The sequence below is a fragment of the Ruminococcus sp. SR1/5 genome (genome assembly GCF_000209835.1).
Taxonomy (GTDB): domain Bacteria; phylum Bacillota; class Clostridia; order Lachnospirales; family Lachnospiraceae; genus Blautia_A; species Blautia_A fusiformis.
In genome coordinates, this window is the sequence record NC_021014.1 from 756085 (window position 1) to 776063 (window position 19979).

21 protein-coding genes and 1 pseudogene are annotated in these 19979 nt (G+C 41.4%); all 22 read left to right on the plus strand.

The genetic code is table 11. The annotated features are described in order from the left end of the window. On the plus strand, window positions 1–366 hold a 366-nt coding region (locus CK1_RS03885; protein ID WP_306288725.1), incomplete at its 5' end, for an AAA family ATPase. Between the two features lie 273 nt (window positions 367–639). Continuing rightward, window positions 640–1050, plus strand: coding sequence for an IS200/IS605 family transposase (gene tnpA, locus CK1_RS03890; RefSeq protein WP_192925805.1), 411 nt, complete (start codon window positions 640–642; stop codon window positions 1048–1050). A gap of 54 nt (window positions 1051–1104) precedes the next feature. Next, on the plus strand, window positions 1105–2361 hold the full coding sequence (locus CK1_RS03895; protein ID WP_015525011.1) for an RNA-guided endonuclease InsQ/TnpB family protein: 1257 nt from the start codon (window positions 1105–1107) through the stop codon (window positions 2359–2361). Between the two features lie 103 nt (window positions 2362–2464). After that, window positions 2465–3244 carry a CPBP family intramembrane glutamic endopeptidase gene (locus CK1_RS03900; protein ID WP_242981827.1) on the plus strand — a complete coding sequence of 260 codons (780 nt, stop codon included), beginning with the start codon at window positions 2465–2467 and terminating at the stop codon, window positions 3242–3244. Between the two features lie 170 nt (window positions 3245–3414). Beyond that, window positions 3415–4074, plus strand: coding sequence for a response regulator transcription factor (locus CK1_RS03905; RefSeq protein ID WP_015525013.1), 660 nt, complete (start codon window positions 3415–3417; stop codon window positions 4072–4074). 2 nt (window positions 4075–4076) lie between these two features. Next, complete coding sequence (locus CK1_RS03910; protein WP_015525014.1) at window positions 4077–5336, plus strand: sensor histidine kinase; 1260 nt, start codon at window positions 4077–4079, stop codon at window positions 5334–5336. Window positions 5337–5446: 110 nt separating this feature from the next. Beyond that, on the plus strand, window positions 5447–6829 hold the full coding sequence (locus tag CK1_RS03915; RefSeq protein ID WP_015525015.1) for a DUF6034 family protein: 1383 nt from the start codon (window positions 5447–5449) through the stop codon (window positions 6827–6829). Between the two features lie 423 nt (window positions 6830–7252). After that, a complete protein-coding gene (locus tag CK1_RS03920; RefSeq protein WP_306288726.1) occupies window positions 7253–7882 on the plus strand; it encodes a hypothetical protein in 630 nt (209 codons plus the stop codon). Then, window positions 7824–8747 carry a DUF4209 domain-containing protein gene (locus CK1_RS03925; RefSeq protein ID WP_306288727.1) on the plus strand — a complete coding sequence of 308 codons (924 nt, stop codon included), beginning with the start codon at window positions 7824–7826 and terminating at the stop codon, window positions 8745–8747. The genes CK1_RS03920 and CK1_RS03925 overlap by 59 nt, the downstream gene beginning before the upstream one ends. Window positions 8748–9058: 311 nt before the next feature. After that, window positions 9059–10198 carry a hypothetical protein gene (locus tag CK1_RS03930; RefSeq protein WP_059085802.1) on the plus strand — a complete coding sequence of 380 codons (1140 nt, stop codon included), beginning with the start codon at window positions 9059–9061 and terminating at the stop codon, window positions 10196–10198. A 248-nt stretch (window positions 10199–10446) separates the two neighbouring features. Next, complete coding sequence (locus CK1_RS03935; RefSeq protein WP_015525019.1) at window positions 10447–10863, plus strand: YjdF family protein; 417 nt, start codon at window positions 10447–10449, stop codon at window positions 10861–10863. A gap of 124 nt (window positions 10864–10987) precedes the next feature. Continuing rightward, a pseudogene (locus tag CK1_RS03940) lies at window positions 10988–11319 on the plus strand (DUF3784 domain-containing protein). Between the two features lie 53 nt (window positions 11320–11372). Further along, entirely contained in the window at window positions 11373–11510 is a 138-nt protein-coding gene (locus tag CK1_RS03945) for a hypothetical protein (RefSeq protein WP_015525021.1), read from the plus strand. Window positions 11511–11610: 100 nt separating this feature from the next. Next, window positions 11611–11751 carry a hypothetical protein gene (locus tag CK1_RS03950; protein WP_015525022.1) on the plus strand — a complete coding sequence of 47 codons (141 nt, stop codon included), beginning with the start codon at window positions 11611–11613 and terminating at the stop codon, window positions 11749–11751. Window positions 11752–12000: 249 nt separating this feature from the next. Then, on the plus strand, window positions 12001–12957 hold the full coding sequence (locus CK1_RS03955) for a helix-turn-helix domain-containing protein (protein WP_015525023.1): 957 nt from the start codon (window positions 12001–12003) through the stop codon (window positions 12955–12957). A 172-nt stretch (window positions 12958–13129) separates the two neighbouring features. Further along, complete coding sequence (locus CK1_RS03960; RefSeq protein ID WP_015525024.1) at window positions 13130–13807, plus strand: response regulator transcription factor; 678 nt, start codon at window positions 13130–13132, stop codon at window positions 13805–13807. Further along, entirely contained in the window at window positions 13800–14699 is a 900-nt protein-coding gene (locus CK1_RS03965) for a sensor histidine kinase (RefSeq protein WP_015525025.1), read from the plus strand. Before CK1_RS03960 ends, CK1_RS03965 begins: the two co-directional genes overlap by 8 nt. A gap of 135 nt (window positions 14700–14834) precedes the next feature. After that, window positions 14835–15506, plus strand: coding sequence for an ABC transporter ATP-binding protein (locus CK1_RS03970; protein WP_015525026.1), 672 nt, complete (start codon window positions 14835–14837; stop codon window positions 15504–15506). A 13-nt stretch (window positions 15507–15519) separates the two neighbouring features. Beyond that, window positions 15520–18165: an ABC transporter permease gene (locus tag CK1_RS03975; protein WP_015525027.1), complete on the plus strand. Its 2646-nt coding sequence runs from the start codon at window positions 15520–15522 to the stop codon at window positions 18163–18165. 117 nt (window positions 18166–18282) lie between these two features. After that, window positions 18283–18438 (plus strand): Ig-like domain-containing protein, encoded by a 156-nt coding sequence (locus CK1_RS17950; RefSeq protein WP_353611214.1) that lies wholly within the window; start codon window positions 18283–18285, stop codon window positions 18436–18438. Window positions 18439–18742: 304 nt separating this feature from the next. Further along, window positions 18743–19297, plus strand: a complete 555-nt coding sequence (locus CK1_RS03980; protein ID WP_015525029.1) for an RNA polymerase sigma factor — start codon at window positions 18743–18745, stop codon at window positions 19295–19297. Beyond that, complete coding sequence (locus CK1_RS03985; RefSeq protein WP_306288728.1) at window positions 19270–19959, plus strand: DUF4179 domain-containing protein; 690 nt, start codon at window positions 19270–19272, stop codon at window positions 19957–19959. Before CK1_RS03980 ends, CK1_RS03985 begins: the two co-directional genes overlap by 28 nt. The last annotated feature ends 20 nt before the right edge of the window (window positions 19960–19979 follow it).

Here is a 19979-nt window from a genome sequence, read left to right on the forward strand (position 1 = left end):
CCGGAAGAACTAGCCAATCAGTTGGGCGTATCCAGACAGGCAGTATCTAAGTGGGAAAGTGCAGGAGCTGTTCCAGATTTGCAAAGAATTTTACAGATGTATCTTTTTGACGAACCGGAAGCTGCATTATCCCCACAGAGACAGCTTACATTGTTGATGCAAATATATAGTTGTGCAAAAGAGGGAGCACAGTTTATTATAGTTACGCATTCGCCAATTTTGTTAGGAATACCTGATGCAGATATCTATTGTTTTGATGATGGACGAATACATTTATGCGAATATGAAGAAACAGAGAGCTATCGGGTAACAGAAATGTTCATAAATAACAGGCAGATGCTGTTGGATAAATTGCTAACAGATTAGACAAGAAAGGAATCGACGGATTCAAGTTTGTGAAATTAAGAAAATCAGGATTGTAGAGGAAAATATTACATGAAGAAATTAGGACAATAAGCGGGAATCCTCGGCAATTCAATTACCGAGATGAAAGCGCAGGAGTGTGCATGGCTGCACATTGAAATAATCTGATAATATAATAATCTCCCTTGATATTAATGCCATAACTGGCATATAATCAATCGAAAATATGTTTGATTTTTTGTTGCGTATTTCCGCTCATCATGTTATACTATATGTATGAAAGAAAATCTAATACATTACAGGACTTGTGTATGTAATATCAACTACCATATGGTGTGGTCGGTGAAATACCGGCGGAAGATATTAAACCCAGAAATTGAGGAATACCTTCAGGAACTGGTGCAGCAGATTGCTGAGGATAAGGGGTTTACCGTTCATCTATTCGAATGTGGTGAAGGTGACCATGTCCATTGCTTTGTATCAGCTCCGCCAAAGCTGTCCATAACAGCAATTGTCAAGTATCTGAAGGGGATCACCGGCAGAAAACTGTTCGAACGTTTTCCGGAAATAAGAAACCAGCTATGGAAGGGAGAGCTGTGGAATCATTCCTATTATGTGGAAACAATCGGATCTGTATCTGAGGAAAATATCCGCCGTTATATTGAACATCAGAGCAAGTCGTATTGATTTAAGACGGACTGTGAATAGCGGTCCGCATAACTGTCTGAAGGGGGAAGAGGAATGCTGCTGTCACACAGAACATCTGTAAAAATCCGGCCGGAATATTCCAATATCATAGGGCATATGTGTTATGCAGCATCCAAACTCTGGAATATCTGTAACTACGAACGTCACCATTATAAAGAACTGGGACTGGAAAAGTATCCTGACTGGTATTACCAGAAAAAAGCACATAAAGGAAATCTGTGGTATAAACAGCTTCCGTCACAGACAGCACAGGAGACCTGCAAGCAGCTGGACAAAGCATGGAGATCCTTTTATGTCCTTAAAAAGACCGGAGGGATCAAAGATCCAAATCCACCTCATTTTAAACAGGGAAATATACCGGTCACATACATGCAGATGGGGCTCCGGCATGAGAAAGGTTCGGACCAGCTGCGGCTGTCTCTGCCAAAGGATCTGAAAAGCTACATGGAAGAAACATATGGGATCCATGAAAAATTTCTATATCTTGAAAATAAGATTTTCAGGGACATGGATCATATAAAACAGCTGCGAATCTATCCACCGGAAAACGGAAAATGCGACCTTATTGTTATCTATGAGATTGAAGAACCAGAGCAGCTCTCTCAGAATGAACATTATTTATCTGTTGATCTGGGACTTCATAATCTGATGACCTGTTATGATTCCGAAAATGGCAGGACTTTTATCCTTGGAAGAAAATATCTTTCATTGGAAAGGTATTTTAATAAAGAAATCGCCAGAGTGCAGTCAGTATGGTATGCGCAGCAATCGGAAAGAGGAATAAAATATCCAAAATCATCGAAACATATCCGGAGATTTTACAGGAAAAAGCAGAATGCAGTAAAGGATTATCTTCACAAAGTGACCAGATGGATTGCAGAATACTGCAGAAAAGAAGATATCCGCTGTGTGGTTGTGGGAGACATGCGAAATATCCGCAAAGAAAAAGATATGGGGCATAAGACCAACCAGAAGCTTCACAGCCTGCCGTATAATAAGCTGTATATCATGCTGGAATATAAGCTGAAACTGTATGGGATTCCATTGATAAAACAAGAGGAAAGCTATACCAGCCAGTGCAGCCCATTATCACCGGAAGTATCAAAAAGATATGCAGAAGCATCAAACCGAAAAGAACGGGGCATGTATATAACTGATGGAGTAAGATACAATGCAGATGCAGTAGGAGCATTTAATATCCTGCGGAAATATCTTTCCGTATCCGGAAAGCAGAAAGAACTGTCCGTAACCGGACTAAAAAATCCAGAAATAATAAAAGTAGCTGCATAGCCGAAAGGCAAGCAGTATTGGTGTCATGGACGCACCCTGAAAAAAGGCAGTATCCCGCCAGATTTCAGATGCTCTGATAACTCAGTTGCCGAGTAGTTCACTATTGGTATCATTAAAAACGTTTGCCTTTTTTGTAGGCTGGGCTATATGTGTTTCAATTTTGCCTATACCAGATACAAAAAGTGCGGCAGTCTGGAGATTTTGGGCAGAATTGATTCCATTATTGTCAGTTATTGGTTTTACAATTATTTTCTGGTTAATAGATAAAAGAAACATACGATTATATCTGACTGGAAAACCTGTTTATAATATCGTACTTGGGTGTATCACAGGAGCTATTTGGTTAGGAGTATCTGTTGTGATATTATCTTTAACAGGGGTCATACATATTGATGGCAGAAACCAAATTTCTATGCTTTGGTTATGGTTATTTTCAGCTTTTATCAATAGCGTTATGCAGGAAGTGTTAGTTCGTGGTTACTTGTATCAGATGATAAAAAATAATTACAACATCGTTGTCGCTGTCCTTATATCTACCGGATTATTTACATTTGCACATGGTGGGGCTTTTGAGGCAGGAATACTTCCTGTACTAAACGTTATAACGATGAGTCTTTTCGTGACAGCAGTTTTGGAATATACGGAATCCTTAGTTGCTCCGATTGTAATCCATTTTTTATGGAATGGAGTTGGTGCAATTATTTTGGGTGGAGTATCATTAGCAGAAGATTATCCGCATTTGTTCAACATGGTAATTAGTGGAAATTCAATTTTGTCGGGTGGCAGCTGTAAAATTGAAGGTAGCATAGTTGTACTGTTTATGAACTTGATTTTAATGTTAGGATTCGTAATGGCAAAAAAGAAAAGAGACAAAAATCTATAATTTCAGTTTTATTGTACTTTTCTAATTCGAGACACACTGTGCCCTGAATTGAGCTGGTCACATTATCGTGCCCTGATGCGTATAAATGATGAGAAAGCAAGATCAAATGCAATGTAGACTTGGGATATAAAAAACTATACTATAGAAAAACGTTAGAGGTGGCAGCGGGAATGAAAAATAAAATTTTGGTGATAGAAGATGACCGTGCAATTTCAGAATTGCTGTGCATGAACCTGGAGGCAGCAGGGTATGAGACTGTGGCAGCGTATGATGGGGAAGAAGCCCAGAGGCTGCTCTTATGGCAGGAGGACGCGGACCTGGCAGTGGTGGATATCATGCTGCCGGGAAAAGACGGATTTGCACTGATGGAGGATTTCAAAAAGAAGGAGCTTCCGGTGCTCTACCTGACTGCAAAGGATGATGTGGCTTCCAAGGTAAAGGGGCTGAAACTGGGTGCAGAAGATTATATGGTAAAACCTTTTGAGATGCTGGAACTTCTGGTACGCATTGAGAAGGTGCTGGAGAGGACGGGACGGGCCAAGAAAGTCTTAACGGTCCGGAACATCCTGGTGGACATGCAAAGCCATCAGGTCTACAAAGACGGGCTTCCGGTAAGCCTAAAGCCAATGGAATATGACCTCTTTGTGCTGCTCCTGCAAAATAAGAACATTGCGCTTGGAAGGGAAGAACTGTTAAAACGGGTCTGGGGAGAAAACTACCTGGGAGAAAGCAGGACGGTGGATGTCCATATCGGACAGCTCAGAAAAAAGCTGGAACTTTATGATGAGATCAGGACGATCCCGAAACTTGGATACCGTCTGGAGGAATAAGGATGAAGCTGTGGAAACGAACGGTACTTCTTATGCTGGTAACGCTATTATGTGCCCTGATTCCAGTGGGAACGCTAAGTCTTTATATCACAGGAAAACGAAGCCTCAATAATGCTGCAGAGACCTACGGAAGACAGCTGGAAAATGGTAAGATACTCCTGGAACAATTTTGGGATAACAGCAAATATGAGCAGATGTCCGAGACTGGAAAGCAGGCTTATATGGGCTTTCAGTTCCAGCGATGCTGTGGGGAAGGCATGGCCCTGATCGACCGAAAAAGCAATGCCGTCATTGAAAACCTGACAGATTATAAAGTGGTGGGGCTCGAAAACTTAGGCTTTAAGGATGAAGGAGATCCGTATGCCTACAAGATACAGAAACTGGGACAGAAATACCTCCTTCTCCAGCTGGAACCATTATCCAGACCGGAAGGATACGAAGTCCTCTCTGTCCGGGAAGTCACAGGGCTTTTTGCAGAGCTGAGACAGACCGCTGTCTGGTTTTTTGGAATTTATCTGGCTGTGTTCCTGATCGCCGGCCTTTTTATTTATATGATGATGCGAAGAACTGTGGAACAGATGGAGAAGCTACAGGAAGTGGCAGAGAAACAGGAGCTGCTCATGGGGGCACTTTCCCATGAAATGCGTACCCCGTTAACGTCCATTATCGGGTATTCGGATACCCTGCGCCATGTAAAGCTGAAAGACGAACAGAAAGACCGGGCACTGGAACATATCAACCGGGAGGGAAAACGCCTGGAGGCTCTTTCTGGGAAGATGCTGCAGATGCTGGGGCTTTATCAGAACCATGCCATACAGATGGAAATGACCATGGCAGGTGACCTTTTAAACCATGTCATAGACATGGAAAAAGAACAGGCAGAAAAGAAAGCGGTACACCTCAAGATGGAATGTGAAGCCTTTTCCATGAAAATGGATCCGGCCTTGATGGAAAGCCTTCTGATAAACCTGATCGACAATGCCCTAAAGGCTACGGATGCCGGTGGAAGCATTTGGGTAAAGGCTTATGAGAAAGCTGGAAAAAAGATCTTTGAGGTGTCGGATACCGGAATGGGGATCCCGGAGGAAGAACTGGGAAAGATCACAGATGCATTCTATATGGTGGACAAATCACGAAGTCGAAAAGAAGGCGGATCCGGACTTGGGCTGGCACTCTGTGTGAAGGTGGCTGAAATCCATGGCGGATGCTTGAAAATCGAAAGCAGACAGAGAGAGGGGACCACGGTAAGAGCCATCTTCTGATTTACAATTTGTTTACATCTTAATGAATACATCGGCAAAGCAATATGGTACTCTTTTCTCATAAGAAAAGGGTACCTTTTTTAATACCGAAAGGAAAGGATGGAAAAAGGATGAAGAAAATAAAAATGTTTATGGGAGCCGTTCTGTGTATGAATCTTTTGACATTATCCGGATGTGACCGTATTGTCCAGTCTGCTGTTGTGGAAGAAAAGGATCAGACAGAACAGAAAAAAGAAGAGAAAAAGGAGACAGTTCAGAAAACCGTTGCCGAACAGGTACAGGCACCGGAAATATACCAGACAACGATCCAGGCAGATCTAAGATCAGCGGACCGGGAGGATAAAGAAACCCCAATGAATTTTACCCTGACAGCGGATGCACCGGTAAAAGTGCCGGATGTAGATGCAATCTGTTTAAAAAAAGTAAAAAGATTGGCGATTCCTGAAGAAGAACAGAATAAAATAAAAGACACATTCGGAAAAGGACAGCCCATGCAGGAAGAGAAGAATGAGAACGAACAGGCGGGGACATATACAGTAGATGGACTGACCTATCGGTATTCTTATACACAGAGTGAACAGGTATCGGATGTGGAGGAACTCGGATGTGGGATAGCGAAGTTTATCTTTGACGATTGTGGAGACATGACCCTGGAATCGAGCGAGAAAAAAGAAAGGGAAGAACGCTTTCAAAATTATATAAAGGCAGGAAGCGGGAAAGTGTCTGAAAAGGAAGCAAAGGAGAAGGTTTCAGGTCTTGTGTCCGGAGACTGGGAGATATTTGAAAGTTCCTCAAAAGCACTTACTGAAGGAAGCACTACCCTGGAAAAAGATGATTTCATTTTTGAACGGATGATAGACGGGGTTCCGGTTAATTATGTGGGGGAAACCTCTCTGCCTGTTAATGAACAGGCTCTTGAATGGGAAAACGAAGATGGAACCCTTCATGAAGGACAGTCTGAAGGATGGGAAAATGAAGTACTGACGATGGACTTTTGCAGTGGGACACTTCAGAGTTTTCTGCACCGAAATCCCATAGAAGCATCGAATGCTTCCGATGAGAGGCTGTTCTTACTTCCTTTTGATGAGGTCAAGGATATCTTTGAAAAAACGATCACTTTGCAGGTCATGACAGAAGACAAGAATCGGCTGATCTCTGTCGATGGAGGAAGCCACTACCGTTATCCGTCCATTGATGCACAGAGTGCGGAGATAGCCATAACAAAGGTACAGCTGGGTTATATGTGCATGCCAGACAGTGAAGGCAGCGATACCGAAGCAGTCCTGATCCCGGTGTGGGATTTTTATGGAACCTGGACATCCAAAGAGCCAGAGTATGAGTACGGAAATGGGGAGGATGGACCGGTCATGGGAGACGTGACGATGGATGATGCAGGTGTTCCACTCCTTACGATTGATGCACGGGATGGAAGCGTAATACAAAGGATTCAGGCTGGATGGGCGGCTTCTATGGGTTCCAAGGATATAAAATAGAGTGTCAATTTCAATTTCTAATCAATGATGACAGAAAGACCTGGAATTTCAGGTCTTTCTGCTTTACAGGAAAAAGAAAAATACGTTATACTTTTCCTATAGAAAAAGGTTGGAGGAATATGTATGGCAGAAAAAATGGCAGAGCGGATCGCAGAGATTTTAAAAGGACCTAATTTTTAAACGGCAGAGAAAGCACTGACAGATTTCTGCGGAACGATGGATGGGGAATTCAGGAATCTTCTGGTGGATATTATTGTGGAACGATGGATTGATACGCCTAAAGACGTACCGTTTTCCTATGCCCGCAGCATTTGGAATCGGAAAGATATAAATAGAGAAGAGTATCAGGCATTGCTGGAGGAAATCCGAAGCTATCCCATCGCACCGATCAACAAGGCAAAGATATCGGATTTTTTATGGGTTGTGGAAAATGATTTTTCAAATGCTAAAATAGCAGAAACGGCTTATTGCGAACACTTGAAGAACACCGGTGCATTTGCAGATCATATCATGGCTATAAACCGGATCTTGTTTATCTCTAAAAAAATCCGAAGCAAGGAAATCAATGAAGAGGTGCGAAAGAATCTGCTGATAAAAGTATTAGAAGAGTATGATAACAGCAGCCACGCAAAAATTGGATATTTGATAAAAACTGCCATGGAGGAAAAAGTGGATACAGGATATCTGATCCCTTATGTGGAAAATATCTTGAAAACTTACGATGATAATAGCTGCGATGCACTGCTCATTGGTAAGTTTTGTGATCTGTTGGAAGAACTCTATTGCAGAAAAAATAACTGGCTGAAGAAAAAGTGTATTACTGAACCTAAACTGATTGCGATACGAAGACGTAAGATTCAGGCTGTCCGGATGGAGGCTGAATATGCCGGGGGCCTCTTCCAAAGGAAATTTAATGAGAAAGATTCACAATTTGAAAGAGGTTATTCAGTTGTTAAAGACCATACAAGGTACGGAAGAAGAAAGAAAGGCACTGTTGCAGGAAATAGCACAGATAGAAGAAGCTTCCCTTTCGGAGATGATGGTATGGAGTGATAAACAGGATGCCAGCGGCATTGTAAAAGAACTGTTCCGCCAACTGGAAGATCTTGATAAAGAAGAGGCATTATGTTATTTTGCTTCATTTATTCCGATTCCGGAAAGAGAAAGGGTAAAGAATCAGGTATTAAATAGGACTGGGATCCTGCACACGATATTTCCAGCGGCAATCCTTGGAAAAGGAGGAAAATTAATTGCTAAAAGCGGGCCTGTGAAAAAGCCCGATGGAACAATCGATGAAGGTGCGCTTAAGGATAATATGGAGCGGACAGCAACCATGGAGATGGATTATTTTGCACAGATCCTGGTGAGCAATACGTTTGAATATATTCGTTCCAGATTTTTGATCGAAGAGAGTGATATAAAAAAGATTGTAGATGTAAGTTGTGCGATTCCGGAGGGGAGAAAAGAATCGTATACCAAGGGTCTCATGTTTGGCTTTTCTGGAGATTTCTTGACGGCGCTCAGTATCCTGATTCCACAGATAGAAAATGCAGTAAGATATCTGGCAGTGGAATGTGGAGAACCTGTTTATAACATGAATGAAGAAGGGATTGAAGAAATAAAATCAATGCACGCTGTCTTAGAATTGGAAGGAGTAAAAGAAAGTCTGGATGAAGACCTTATATTTGCTTTAAATACGATTTTTTGTTCAAAATTTGGATTTAACATGCGCAACAATGTGGCACATGGAATGCTGGATGATCAGGCATTCCAGAGCTTTAAAGCTTTGTATATCTGGTGGTTTGCACTGAAATTTTGCTATCTATTCTGCGGAAAATTACAGGAGGAGAATAGAAGTAAAATAAATAAAAAGCTGAAACAGCTGATGGAGAAGAAAGATAATATGGATGAGAATTAATATAAAATGGTTGGACGGATGGTATGGTTTCCTTAAAAAGTGTTCGGAAGTACCTGGCAAACATAGCGTTTGGATATCAAAACGCACTTTGGGGACGGCCTCAACCCCCGGAATGTGTAGCACTGAGAGTAAATCTATAAATATAATATGAATTATAAAAACACTCCAACTTATTAGTAGTCAGAGTGTTTTTCAGTTCAAATATCCTTGCAGATAACAATATCATCAGAAAAAGTGTATAATTACAAGGAAAGAATTGATGAAAAATTTATCTATGCAGAAAAATGTTGATGGATTGAGAGGTGATAAGTGTGAGAATTGATAAGATTTGTAAAACGTGTGGATTTGACTCCAATGGTGTGTGTGGCATGTATACCACATGCAAGGAAGGCGAAGAGTGCGATGACTGGGAAGCTTCTTTGGAGTATTATACCGAGATTACGAAAAAAGCACCTTGGTATATTAAGAAACCTTATGATCAATGTAAAATAAGTTATGAAAAATTTCTGGATCTTTTACAACAGGATGAACAGGGAGTCGGTGTAGAAATAAATATTTATGATGCGATTGAAAAAGTATATGAATTAAATTCGGTAGAACTAGCAGGGGTGTTAGATGTGTCTATGGGAGTGTTGGGATATGCCAGCACTCAAAGAACGATACCAAAGAGAAAAAGACAATTTTCAAGCAGGCTACATATTCCGGAAAGCTTCTTTGATGAGTTTTTATCTACACAGCTGGATGCATTAAAGAAATGTAGAGAAGAATTTCGTGATTGTTATGGGGACGAGCTGATAGAAAAATTTAAGCAAAATGGTTATGCTGCAATGGAAGCAAAGATAGAAAAACAAAATGCAGTCGATAAAATAAAAAATGAAAAGTATAGGGAAGAAAACCAGAACAGATATCAGTATAAGGAGAAGACAAAAATGTACCATGATCTATCTGATGATTACAAATCCAGGGACTATGTGATTGCGATAACCTTAAAAGAAGGCGATTATTATGGAAATATATTCTATGAATACAGCTCTGGAGGATATGGCTTGTCTGTGGACATAATGGAAGATATTTTGCAATTTATTGAAAATCTGGATTGTGAAGAAATCAATGAGTTAAACGAGGAAGGTCTCTTAAATAATAATATAGCCTTGCAAGCAGACATAAATGGCAAGGATATTCATTTTGAACTGAGAAATGATGCAGGGGAAAAGCTCGAAAAGACAATCCCGGAAGATGAATTGCAAAAATACATTGTTGGTTATGAAATGATCCGGTGCGATGGACGTGGAATGAAAAAGGAACGCAGAAAATGTGGTTCCTGCGAAAATTTTACACCGATAGAAGGCTGTGCAAAAGGAAACTGTTCTGTTAGAGGTGATATCATTCAGAGAAGCAGAATTATATGTTCCCATGATTATGTGTTGAAAGCAGATAAAGTATTATGTTAAAATCGTCTCGTACTATCAATGGAAAAGATGATTGTATAGATTTACTATAGAAATTAGAATATATAAATTGTAAGGATATATTGTGTGATATTGCACTTTATATGATAAAAACAAGATAAAAACGCAATGCATATTTTTAAGATATGCTAGAGCTGGTAGGTAGCCCAGCCGTCCTATGTAAATAGGGTAAGTAACCTGCCCCTCCGGGTTGTCCATTCTTTGTTCAATTCATTTTAGGAGGGATTTTTATGGACAAAACAAATGGAAAACTGACGGTATATTTTGAAGAACCATTTTGGGTAGGCGTATTCGAGCGTATTGAGGATGGTAAATTATCTGTAGCGAAGGTAATATTTGGTGCAGAACCAAAAGATTACGAAGTGCAGGAATATATTCAACAATACTATTTCAGTTTGAAATTCAGTCCGGCTGTTGAAACTGTTGTAAAGGATATAAAAAGAAATCCGAAACGGATGCATCGAGAAGTAAAAAAGCAGACAATAGGGACAGGTATTGGCACAAAATCGCAGCAAGCATTGAAGTTACAGCAGGAACATAACAAACAGGAGCGTAAAGAGAGAAATCGCAAGAAAAAAGAGGCGAAAGAACAGCGAATGTTTGAATTGAAACAGCAAAAGAAAAGAGAAAAGCATAAGGGGCATTAAAAGCCTCTTGGGCTTTAACTCAAATCGGGATTGACCGAGCGCATTGGGCGAGAGATACTTCTTGTTTGAATGGCAAGAAGATGGAATTGAGAGTTTAGAAAATTGGAATTCAAGGAGCATATAGATGAAATTAGCAGATTTAGCAACAGGTTCTGATTGGATAGTGTGGATTGTCTTTGTAATATTTGCTGCACTTTCTATAACTTTACTTTCTGGACACGGAAGCTGGTTTATTTCTGGATATAATACAGCTACAAAAGAAGAAAAGGAAAATATGATGAAAAGAAGTTATGCAGAACAATGGGAATTGGAATGTCTATTATAGCAATTCTTGCATTAATTATGGGCGTGCTTGAAAATATTTTGCCTGCATTTTTTGTATATATTGCATTGGGAATTATTTTGATTGATGTCGCGGTAATTATCATTTTGGGAAACACGCTATGCAGAAAGTAATAACTTCCAGTTAGTTGAGATGTTGCAAAATTTGGAATCAGGAGAGAATAAGAATGATTAACAATTTGATGTATATTGAATTAAAAACGGGATATTCTGATGATGGTCCGGCATGGATTGGATATGTCAAAACTTCAAAAGTAAGAAAACAATCTATTTTAATGACCATGCCTTTCAGAAAATATCGGTAACTATGCAAATTATATAGATATTGAGAATGGTGATAAATATTGGATTTCCGGACTGAAAAAGGAAGAGAGCAATCGTCATTGGGCAGGACATGGAAAGATTATGGTTGATCGTAGAGTTGTTAATGAATACCTTTCCCTGATTGGTGAAAAGGAATTGCCATTAAATCTGTTTGAAGTAGTTGATATTGAAGATAGATTTCCGGTTAAAAGAGTAAAAGAATTATTGAATGAGAAGAAATAACAATGCCAGCAGTCTTGCAATATTGAGTTTAAAAAAATTGTGACATTCTCACATATGACCGAGCGCATTGGGCGAGAGATACTTCTTGTTTGAATGTTGGAATGATTATAGGTATTTGTTTTCGGTATGAAAATACCGTTTATTTATTCCAGACATAAGATGTCCGGTTGAAAATTAACGGATTCTCGTTTTATGTCGTGGTAATTTTGGTGCATATTGGTAAGCTGTAAGTGGAAGAGAGGTAGAGATATGGATACAAAAAAGATTGGAGCTTTTTTAAAGCAATGTCGTAAAGAAAAGAATCTTACGCAAGAACAGCTTGCCGAGAAGTTTGGGGTATCTGCAAGAACAGTTTCCAGATGGGAAACAGGAATAAATATGCCAGATCTCAGTGTACTTGTTCAACTTGCTGAATATTACGATGTTGAGATGAGAGAGCTCCTGGATGGAGAAAGGAGCCAGACTATGAATAAAGATATGAAAGAAACACTGGACAAAGTTGCGGTGTATGAAGAATGGGTGAAACAAAAAGCATTAAAGGCTGGAAATCTTGCATTTGCATCAATGTTTGTGATTGGTGTGTTAGCGATTATTATTCAGATGCTATTAATGGTGGATACTCGTTTGGTTTTGGGAGAGATAGTAACTGTCTTAGTAGGAGGAATCCTATATGTAGCTATTATGGTGTATAATGGAATATGGGATAAATGCCTGCCAAAAAGTGCTGCTATATGGCGAAATTTTCTCACCAGTGTAATATGTGCAGGAATTTTTACAGTCATCTATGGTATATGTTTATTTAGAATGGGAGCTACAGAAACACAGATAACACGATTGGCATTGGGATTTCTGATAGGTATTACTATTGTGTCATTTATTATTCTTAGGACCTTAGCATTTATTAATCGAAAAAGAAATCAGAATTCACCAAATGTTCAGGAGAGAAAAGAAACTTCCCAATCTAAGACAGAATGGACAAAGATTTATAATGCACAGAATATAGTAGAGACAGAACAGCTCATAGAAATGTTAAAGCAAAGTGGAATAGAAGCTTTTTCCCAGGAAGCAGGTGCGAATGTTGCAATGCATGGAGCACCTGGATTTGGAATATATGGTGTGGATATATTCGTGAAAACCGATGATGCAAAGAAGGCAGTACAGCTGATCAAGGAGATTAATAACCAAGAGAATGAAGAAATTTTTTGACATTGTCACATATGCGTGCTAATATGATTATAGAAAAAGTGTGCTGCCGATAGACGGTTAGTCCACATACTTAATTGATTGAAAATAACCGTTCAGTTTTGCTGGGGCGGTTATTTTTGTGTCTTGTTATTAACTTTGCCGAATACCTTTGAGTAACGAGGGAGTGAGATATATGGAGCAATTATTGATTGTTGAAGATGATATTGGTTTGAATCAAGGTTTATGCAAAGCACTGAAAGTAGATGATCGGAAGATTATTTCCTGCCAAGACCTGAAAACGGCGAAGGAGCAGCTGCTTTGCGGCGGTGTATCCCTGATCCTGTTGGATATCAATCTACCGGATGGCAGTGGGCTTGAGCTGCTCCGGGAGGTCAAGGAAAACACACCCGGGATTCCTGTTATTCTGCTGACTGCCAATGATACCGATCTGGACATCGTGGACGGACTGGAGAGGGGCGCTGATGATTACATTACCAAGCCCTTTTCTCTTTCGGTTTTGCGGGCAAGGGTGAATACCCAACTGCGAAAGCAAGCGTCAAGCCATAAAAATGCACCGACCCATATTGATCTTTTTCACTTTGACTTTGAGGCTATGACCTTTTATGTGGGAGATTCAAAAGTGGAATTAAGTAAAACAGAGCAAAAATTACTGCGTCTGCTTGTTGAAAATCGTGGTCGAACCATGACCCGTGGAGACCTTGTAGACAGGATCTGGACAGATGGTGCTGAATATGTGGATGAAAATGCTTTGTCTGTTACGATCAAGCGTCTGAGGGATAAGCTTGGGGCACAGAAATACATTAAAACCGTCTATGGAATCGGTTATAGTTGGGTGACAAAAGATGAATAAAAGCGGCATCGCGATCATACTGCTGTGTTTTCTGGCGGCAGCAGCTGTTGTATTATGGGAGCGGAGAAAGGTCATAAAAGCGATGGAAGAAATCGAAAGGATGCTGGACGCCGCCATGACCGGCTCCTTTTCTGAAACAACTTTTGATGAAAGCCAGCTGTCTGCTTTGGAAACAAAGTTTGCACACTATCTTTCTGCCGCAGAAGCATCTTCTCGAAATATGGCACAGGAAAAAGACAAAATCAAATCCTTGATTGCGGACATTTCCCATCAGACGAAAACGCCGATTGCAAACCTGCTGTTATATAGCGAGCTTTTGATGGAGGAAACTCTGTCTGCATCGGCAAAGGAAAATGTGGAGGCACTGTACAAACAATCGGAAAAGCTACGATTTCTGATTGATTCTCTCGTAAAACTTTCCAGACTGGAAAATGGGATCATTTCACTTTCCCCTCAGCAAGCATCACTTCAGCCGCTGCTTGAAAGCGTAGTAGAACAATATACCGCCAAGGCTTCTGAAAAAGGATTGTCTTTGCAAATGCAGGATACCAATGCTTTTGCTGTATTTGACTTCAAATGGACAGCGGAAGCGCTGGCTAATATCGTAGACAACGCCATCAAATATACGGAGCATGGAACAATCACGATTTCTACCGTAAGGTACGAAATGTTTACAAGGATCGATATATCGGATACCGGTTCAGGTATCCCGGAAAACGCGCAGGCAAAGATCTTTGCCCGCTTTTATCGTTCAAAGTCAGTTCGGGAGCAGGAAGGGGTTGGCATCGGCTTATACCTTGCCCGACAGATCATATCCGGCGAGGGTGGTTATATCAAGGTTGCTTCCGTTCCGGAAAAAGGAAGTACGTTTTCCATATTTCTGCCGAAATAACAACAATTCTATCAAAATTGTTAGATTTCATTTTCCGCAGGAAAGAATGTGGAAAGAATCTTATGCGATAATCTGTATGTATCAAAGGATCATTTCCTTTCATACATACAGATTTTTTCATGGAGGTACTCATTTATGGAGGTTTTACAGGCAAAAGACCTGAAAAAAATTTATGGCTCCGGCAATAACGCAGTTCATGCGTTGGATGGAGTTGATTTAAGTGTGAAGAAGGGCGAATTTGTTGCAATAGTCGGCACATCCGGCTCCGGCAAATCTACGCTGTTACACATGCTGGGTGGGCTGGATCGCCCTACAAGCGGCACAGTCAGGGTGGACGGACAGGATATTTTCTCCCTGAAGGATGAAGCCCTGACCATCTTCCGCCGCAGAAAAATTGGCTTTGTGTTTCAAGCATATAATCTTGTTCCGGTGCTGAATGTGTATGAGAATATCGTTCTACCCATTGAGTTGGATGGTGGAAAGGTAAACAAGGCTTTTGTGCAGCAGATCGTGCAGACGCTTGGACTGAGCGGCCGTCTGGATGCACTGCCCAATCAACTCTCCGGCGGTCAGCAGCAGCGTGTGGCAATCGCCCGTGCTTTGGCGGCAGCACCCGCTATCATTCTGGCAGATGAACCAACAGGTAATCTGGATTCCAAAACCAGCCAGGATGTATTGAGTCTTTTGAAAGTCACCAGTCAAAAGTTCGCCCAGACAATCGTAATGATCACTCACAACGAAGAAATTGCGCAGATGGCAGACCGCATTATCCGTATTGAAGATGGTCGGATCGTCACGGGTCGATGAGGAGGTGACCGTGATGAAGGTAAGAAATCAAAAATGTATTCTAAAGCTCAGCTTAAAATCTCTTTATGCGAACCGCCGCCGCAATCTGATCGCTATTTTTGCCATTGCGCTGACAACGCTGCTATTTACTTCCATGTTCACCATTGTCTTGTCGTTGAACGCCAGTTATGAAACCTACCAGTTTCGGCAGGTAGGCGGCTATGCACACGGTACCTTTAAAGATGTTTCCCCCGAGCAGGCGGAACGTATCGCTGCCCACCCAAAGGTGAAGGCTGCTGGGGCACGGAAGGTGATCGGCATCACGGTGGATGGTGTCTTTTCCAAAACCCCTGCAGAGATCAGCTACATGGATGCCAACTGCACCAAATGGAGCTATGCCACCCCCACTACCGGGCGGATGCCCGAAAGCGGCAAAGAGGCGGCCATGGATACGGCAGCATTGCAGCTACTTGGCGTAACGCCGGAGCTGGGCGCAGAGGTCACGGTTTCCTATTCCATTACGGACAAGGATCAAATCGCCTTTACTGTAACAGATACTTTTACGCTGGTGGGCTATTGGGACTATGATGAACTAATGCCTGTTCACTACATCAACATCAGCCGTGATTACGCAGATGGCATCGAAGCGCAGGCAGTGAAAACAGGGTTACAGCCTTTCCGCACCGATTTGAATGTCATGCTGGCCTCCAGCACAAACATTCAAGGGCAGATGGAGCAGGTGGATACCGATCTTGGCTACACATGGGACAGCTATACCGATCCCAACAGCGTTCGAATCGGCGTCAATTGGGGATATACCTCATCTCAGTTGGAGTCGCAGCTTGATCCAGAGCTGATGATCGCCATAGCAGCTTTTCTGATGCTGGTGATTTTTACCGGGTATCTTATCATCTATAACATTTTCCAGATCTCTGTTGCAGGAGATATCCGGTTTTACGGACTTCTGAAAACAATTGGCACAACGCCCCGGCAGCTCAAACGCATCATTCGCCAGCAGGCACTTCTGCTTTGTCTTATCGGCATTCCGGCGGGGCTGCTGCTGGGCTACGGCATCGGTGCTGTTCTGGTGCCTGTTGTCTTGCGCGCCACCCAGTTGGATGCAGGCATCACCACCATCAGCACTTCGCCTGTGATCTTCCTTGGTTCCATGCTGTTTGCCTTGTTGACGGTGCTCTTGTCCTGCTCCAGGCCCGGAAAAATGGCAGCCAGGGTTTCTCCGGTGGAGGCTACCAAATATACGGATGCAATGCAGACTAAGAAAAAACAGCGCAGCACCCGGGGAGCCAAGCTCCACCAGATGGCCTTTGCCAATCTGGGACGAAGCAGGAAAAAGACGGTGCTGGTGGTGGTGTCTCTGGCACTGTCGGTGACATTGTTCAATGCGCTGTGTGCCTTTGTGGGCGGCTTCAGCATGGAGAAGTATGTATCCACCATGACCTGCGCCGATTTTATCGTCAGCACGCCCGACTATTTCCGTTACAACCCGGCGGATGAATTCATCACGCCGGAACAGATCGAAGAGATCGCAGCAAACACAAAGTCCAGTCTTTCCGGCACGGGATATGCTGTGCGAAAACCCGTATATCTTTGGATGACGGAGGATGCTCTGCGGCAGGACTATGCAAGGTACGAAAGTGCTGAGCAGTTGGACAGCCATATGAGCCGCATGGAGCACCGGGGCGATATGGTGATGGGAGATACCAGAATCGAGGCTCTGGATAACAGCCTGTTTGACAAGCTGCAAGTGTTCGACGGAGATATTTCTCCTATGCTGGAGCCAAACAATTACGCTATTGCCATTGCGGTTTCCTTAGATGACTACGGTAATCTGCCCAATCCTGAATACTACCCCAAGGTGGGAGACACGATCACCGCCACCTATGCGGACGATGTGAAATATATCGACAGCCGCACCGGGGAACTCCGCACCGAAGATACACCGGAGGAGTACTTTCAGGAAAAACTGTATGGAGCTAGAGATGTAGAGTACACGGTCTGCGCCTTGGTAGAGCTTCCGTATTCCATGAGTTATCGTTATGGTGGTATTGGATATGAGACAGTTTTGTCTGTGGATACCGCACAGAGGGACAGCGGCGGTGCGGCCATTCCGATGCTCTACCTGTTCGACACAGCAGACGACGCAGACGAGGCCGAAGCAGAGCAATATCTATCGAAGCTCACTGCCGGTGAGTTTTCACCCTTGATGTATGAAAGCAAGGCCACGGCTCGCTCTGAGTTTGCTCAGTTCCGGCAGATGTTCCTTCTGGTAGGTGGTATCCTCTGTGCTATCATCGGGCTGGTGGGACTCTTAAATTTCTTCAACGCCATGATGACCAGTATTCTTTCCCGCCGCCGTGAATTTGCTGTGCTTCAGGCTGTAGGAATGACGAACCGGCAGCTCAAAACCATGCTGATCTACGAGGGATTGTTTTACGCAATGTCCTCCGTATCGGCGGCCTTTGTGCTTTCACTGGCGGTGGGACCTCTTGCGGGGAAAATGCTGGGCAGTATGTTCTGGTTCTTTGAGTATCGGTTCACCGTTCTGCCTGTCCTGCTGACAATTCCGGTATTTCTTCTGCTTGGGTGGCTGATTCCCTGCATGATGTATGATAACGCAGCGAAATGCAGCATTGTAGATCAGTTAAGGGATGCTCAATAATTGTTAAGCCAAAATTAGCTCTCTGTCAATGAAAAGGCTGAGGGCTGGAATTCAAATAATAATCAAAGTGACCGTTGCAAGAAATAAAAACTTACGCTAAAACCGGTCATCAGCCCGATCACTTCCCAGGAGAAGGTTACCTACAGTTCTTCAAATAAGAAGATCGCAACGGTAAGTTCCAGTGGTGTGATCACTGGAAAGAAAAAGAGAACAGCCTATATCACAGTGAAATCTGGAAAGATCCGCAAAAAAGTAAAAGTAGTAGTTAAATAAAAATGATTTAAGCAGGAGCTGCCTTTCATGAATACACATGGAATGGCAGCTCCTTTTTTCATTTTTTGCATGTAGTTTTATTTGCAGAAGTAGATTACGATATTAATAGTTGACCAAGAGAGAAGAATGTTTAGATAATATGTTATAGTGATAATGGAAGCATGGTAACAAAAAAATTATAAAAATAGAAAAAAAGTGCAACCAAACAGAAAAAATACGTTCTATATAATAGAAAACATTAATATGGCACACTGCAAATAACCTATCTGCATAAAAACACTAATATACAGGGGAGAAATGTGATATGGAAGATATACATATTATAAATTTATTTTTAGAAAGATCAGAAGATGCAATTCGCCAGGTAGAAGTAAAGTACGAAAAATTTTGCTTTAAGATTGCATGGAATATTTTATATAACACAGAAGATTCAGAAGAATGCGTAAATGATACGTGGCTGATAACGTGGAATAAGATTCCGCCCAAAACGCCAACAAAATTATCTGCATTTCTTGGAAAAATAACCAGAAATTTGGCATTGGACAATTTCAGAAAGAAAAATGCTTCAAAAAGAGCAGATACACATATGATGGATATTTGTGGTGAAGTGGAAAAACTGGAAAATACAATAAAGGATTATGTGGAAGAGGATATAAAGAAAAAGGAAATTTTGAATATTTTAGAAAAATTTTTAAGTGATTTAAAAGCAGGAGACAGGGATATTTTTGTCAGGCGATATTGGTATATGGATAATATTAAAGACATTGCAAAAAGACATGGATGCTCTGAGACTAAAATTAAATCCAGTCTTTTTCGAAGCAGAAACAGATTATGGGAAGAGGTGAAAGAAATCATATGAAAAAAGAAAACAATTTTTTGGATCTGATGGGAGAAATAGATGAAAAATTTGTTTATGAAGCTTCCTTGCCATGGGAAAAGCGAAATGTTAATTTGAAATTAAAATTAGCAAAGATTGCAGCAGGAGTTGTAATAGCATTATTGATAGGAGGTTTGGGACATCCGCACGAGATAAATGCGGCCTGGGAACAGATTACTTCGTGGATTCAAACTGCATTGGGGATTAATGAAAATGTAGAATCATATATAGATAGTGTTGGAAAAACGATTACTAAAAATGGAATTTCTATTACATTAGATGAAATTGCTGCGGATAAGGAGAATTTATGGGTGGCAATATCTGATAATATAAATGCTTCAAAAGAAAAGGAGACTATTCTACTAACAGAAGTGGAGATAAATGGAAAAGCGGCACAGTTAGATGGAACATATGCTCTGGAGAAAAAGGAGAACGGAACAGATGGTCAGGTTTGTCATTATAGGGTGGAAGATACAACTATTAAAGATAATACAGCAGATATAAAAATGAAAGTATGGTTATTTGATCCAACAGAAATGGATACTGCAGATACAAAAGATACGGATGACTATATTTTTGAATTTTCATCAAATTGGGAAGAACTGGAGAAGAATACAATAAATGTAAATGTGAATAAAAAATAAAGATATCTCCAAAATCAAAA

Excerpts from the sequence above, each read along its gene's own strand:
- tnpA (WP_192925805.1), top strand. The coding sequence starts at position 640 with ATGAAAGAAAATCTAATACATTACAGGACTTGTGTATGTAATATCAAC.
- CK1_RS03895 (WP_015525011.1), top strand. The coding sequence starts at position 1,105 with ATGCTGCTGTCACACAGAACATCTGTAAAAATCCGGCCGGAATATTCC.
- CK1_RS03905 (WP_015525013.1), top strand. The coding sequence starts at position 3,415 with ATGAAAAATAAAATTTTGGTGATAGAAGATGACCGTGCAATTTCAGAA.
- CK1_RS03910 (WP_015525014.1), top strand. The coding sequence starts at position 4,077 with ATGAAGCTGTGGAAACGAACGGTACTTCTTATGCTGGTAACGCTATTA.
- CK1_RS03915 (WP_015525015.1), top strand. The coding sequence starts at position 5,447 with ATGAAGAAAATAAAAATGTTTATGGGAGCCGTTCTGTGTATGAATCTT.
- CK1_RS03935 (WP_015525019.1), top strand. The coding sequence starts at position 10,447 with ATGGACAAAACAAATGGAAAACTGACGGTATATTTTGAAGAACCATTT.
- CK1_RS03945 (WP_015525021.1), top strand. The coding sequence starts at position 11,373 with ATGATTAACAATTTGATGTATATTGAATTAAAAACGGGATATTCTGAT.
- CK1_RS03950 (WP_015525022.1), top strand. The coding sequence starts at position 11,611 with ATGGTTGATCGTAGAGTTGTTAATGAATACCTTTCCCTGATTGGTGAA.
- CK1_RS03955 (WP_015525023.1), top strand. The coding sequence starts at position 12,001 with ATGGATACAAAAAAGATTGGAGCTTTTTTAAAGCAATGTCGTAAAGAA.
- CK1_RS03960 (WP_015525024.1), top strand. The coding sequence starts at position 13,130 with ATGGAGCAATTATTGATTGTTGAAGATGATATTGGTTTGAATCAAGGT.
- CK1_RS03965 (WP_015525025.1), top strand. The coding sequence starts at position 13,800 with ATGAATAAAAGCGGCATCGCGATCATACTGCTGTGTTTTCTGGCGGCA.
- CK1_RS03970 (WP_015525026.1), top strand. The coding sequence starts at position 14,835 with ATGGAGGTTTTACAGGCAAAAGACCTGAAAAAAATTTATGGCTCCGGC.
- CK1_RS03975 (WP_015525027.1), top strand. The coding sequence starts at position 15,520 with ATGAAGGTAAGAAATCAAAAATGTATTCTAAAGCTCAGCTTAAAATCT.
- CK1_RS03980 (WP_015525029.1), top strand. The coding sequence starts at position 18,743 with ATGGAAGATATACATATTATAAATTTATTTTTAGAAAGATCAGAAGAT.
- CK1_RS03985 (WP_306288728.1), top strand. The coding sequence starts at position 19,270 with ATGGGAAGAGGTGAAAGAAATCATATGAAAAAAGAAAACAATTTTTTG.